Raw genomic sequence first — 2666 nt, 5'->3', positions numbered from 1 at the left:
TGTCTATAACGGTGATACTGGGCCAGCGAAAACGGATGATAGCGGGCCAGTCATTACGGTAATCAACGGGCCACTTTTCATGTACAATTATAAGTGTTTAATTTTAATGGCTCAACTGTTTTTTTCTTCTAAAAGATTCCCCTTCGAGTTCAATTCGGTGAGAAGAGAAAACCACCCTGTCAAGTATGGCATCAGCAGCCGTACTTTCTCCAATTAACCCATGCCAGCTTGCTACCGGTATCTGTGTGGCGATTATAGTAGAGGAGCTCTCATGCCTTTCCTCAATAACATCCATCAGCACATTCCTTGCCTGTTGGTCAATATTCGCCAAACCAAAGTCATCCAGTATTAGCAGGTCCGTTTTTTGAATCCGCTTGATCAGTTTATAGTAGGTGCCTTGTAGTTTGGCTAGTTTAGCCTGATCGAAGAACCTGGCTGTATTGTAATACATTGTGCGGTGCAGCATTTGACAAGCCTTAACCCCAATGGCTTGCGCGAGAAATGATTTTCCGCAACCACTGGAACCAGTAATAATCAGGTTTTCTTTTTTTTGCAGAAAGCTGAGGCTTAACAGCCTTTCAAAGGTTGTTTTGTCCAGTCCCCTTTTAGCCTGGTAGTCGATATCGGCAGAAGAAGCTACCTGTTTGAAACCGGCGCGCTGGATTAAGCTCTCAATGTTTCGGTTCTGCCGGTTTTCCCATTCTGTATCTATCAACATGGTGAGGAAGTCGTCCAGGGTGTAATCCTGGTAAAGGTGTTCGGTGATGCTGCGATGGTAAAGGCTTGCCATGGCATTCATGCGCATGCGGCGCATCTTTTCTACAGTGTTGTGTTCGTTCATGATTTGTTATTGATTATTTATTTAATAAAAAGGATTAGTGGCTGGTGGGGTCAGTATGATCCGGAACCCGCTCATCTGTAATGATTTGCCCCGCGGATGTTGCTGTGTTCAGGGATCGGCGGTCCGGACTGAACTTCCGGATCTTGTTCCTGTGCATCCAGATTGTTTTTCAATATCATTTCGATGGTCGGATAAGAAGCTTTATGGTATTCCAGGGCTCTTTTACAAGCTCCCTCCAGCCGGTCTTTATTGTAGGTTTTCACAAAAGACAGGATACCCTGACTCTGTTTATAAGCGATTTCAGGATAGTTGTACTGGCTAAACAACCGCTCAATATAGGCAAGGGTATCCGGTCCTATCTGACGGGCACGGTCCTTGAAATATTCAGGACTCCAACTGCCGTAGGCCTGATGAGAGGAAGGCATATGGTCTGCTGTGGTGGTATAATGACCTGCCTTATAGTTTCTATCATGACTGGCGATCCGGTCGTGATTATAGAAGACTTCTAACTTATCCTGATTATATTGTACCTCTACGTGCATGCCTGTATAGCGGTAAGGCACGCTGTAATAGTTACGGTCTTCACTCATGTAGATGTGTGCGGTCTTTTGCACTTTGGCCCGCCGGTACTGACGGATACTGTAGGAGCCTGAAGTAATCGGCTGTAGGTATTGCTTTTCCAGATCAATAAAATAACTTCTACGGCTGCCTCCACCGTGCGAGAACAGGTAATCATTATATCCCTCGAGTAGTTCAGCAATCGCTTTATTAAGGTCTTTAAGGCTGAAATAAGTGTGCTTACGCAGATGATAGTAGATTCGCTGGTAAACCAGCTCCACACTGCGCTCTACGAGTGCCTTATCCTGAGGGTGGTGAGGACGAGCAGGATCCACCAGGCAACCATAATGCTGGGCAAAGCCTGCAAAGGTTTTATTAATAACAGGGGCATATTTACTGCCTTTGCTGACTGCTGATTTCAAATTATCCGATACGATGGCCTGCGGAACTCCGCCCATCCATCTCAAACACGACTCCATACAACCGATCAGATCCTCCCGTTTCTGGGAAGCAGTAGCGGTAACGAAGGTATACTGGCTGCAGGGAAGCACAGCGATGAATACTTCCACTTCAATCTGTTCTCCGGTAGACCTGTCAACATACCAGGGCTTCTTACCACAAAAGTCAATAAAAAGCTTTTCACCGGCTTTGTGAATCAGTTTACCGCTATGGCGGCTCTTGTTCTTCCAGTTACGGTAGTGAAGGGCAAACTGGGTGTATTTATAGCCCTTAGGGTTCTTTTCAAAGTACTCTTTCCAAAGTTCCTGCAACGTGCCGCCAGGCTTTTGCAGCTCTTTCTGGAAGTCGGAAAACTGACTGCTCAGGGTTTCATAACGCTCTTTTTCCGTCTGACTGTTTTCGGTAAACAGATCCCTAAGGTCCGATTCCTGAAGCTCTGCAAGCTCCTGGTAACTAAGATCCAATGCTTTAAAGCGGCTGGTGTAACTGTCAACCGTTTTGCGGTTCACTTTTAAATAATCTGCCACCTTGCGGTTACTTAAGCCTTTTAGTTTAAAGAGGATTAAACTTCGTAATTCCATGATATCAATTCTTTGTCCTGCCATCTGTCTGATAAATGTTTCAGATGCAAGACTATTAAAAATCATGAAAAGTGGCCCAGTGACTTCCGTTTTGACCTTATGATCAGAAGGTAGTTTTTGGCCCAGTGACCTCCGTATTATCGGCTAATCTTCTTGGCCCAGTGATTCCCGTTTTAGTTGGCCCGGTATCGCCGTAATGACTGGCCCAATGACTACCGTATTAGACA

The 2666-nt window shown here is 45.4% G+C and carries 2 protein-coding genes; both read right to left on the bottom strand.

Annotated features, from left to right (window positions below; all coding sequences use genetic code 11):
* Nucleotides 1–103 precede the first annotated feature (103 nt).
* Entirely contained in the window at nucleotides 104–841 is a 738-nt protein-coding gene (istB, locus tag ACVWYN_RS18315; RefSeq protein WP_457290338.1) for an IS21-like element helper ATPase IstB, read from the bottom strand.
* A gap of 71 nt (nucleotides 842–912) precedes the next feature.
* Nucleotides 913–2439 carry an IS21 family transposase gene (gene istA / locus ACVWYN_RS18310; RefSeq protein ID WP_457290337.1) on the bottom strand — a complete coding sequence of 509 codons (1527 nt, stop codon included), beginning with the start codon at nucleotides 2437–2439 and terminating at the stop codon, nucleotides 913–915.
* Nucleotides 2440–2666 lie beyond the last annotated feature (227 nt).

It is taken from the genome of Pedobacter sp. UYP24 (genome assembly GCF_054057295.1).
Note: the sequence above shows the minus strand (reverse complement) of the source record. Positions and strands in the feature narration are given on the sequence as shown.

Bases quoted from the DNA above. Each gene is read 5' to 3' on its own strand.
- istB (WP_457290338.1), bottom strand. From the start codon at position 841: ATGAACGAACACAACACTGTAGAAAAGATGCGCCGCATGCGCATGAAT.
- istA (WP_457290337.1), bottom strand. From the start codon at position 2,439: ATGGAATTACGAAGTTTAATCCTCTTTAAACTAAAAGGCTTAAGTAAC.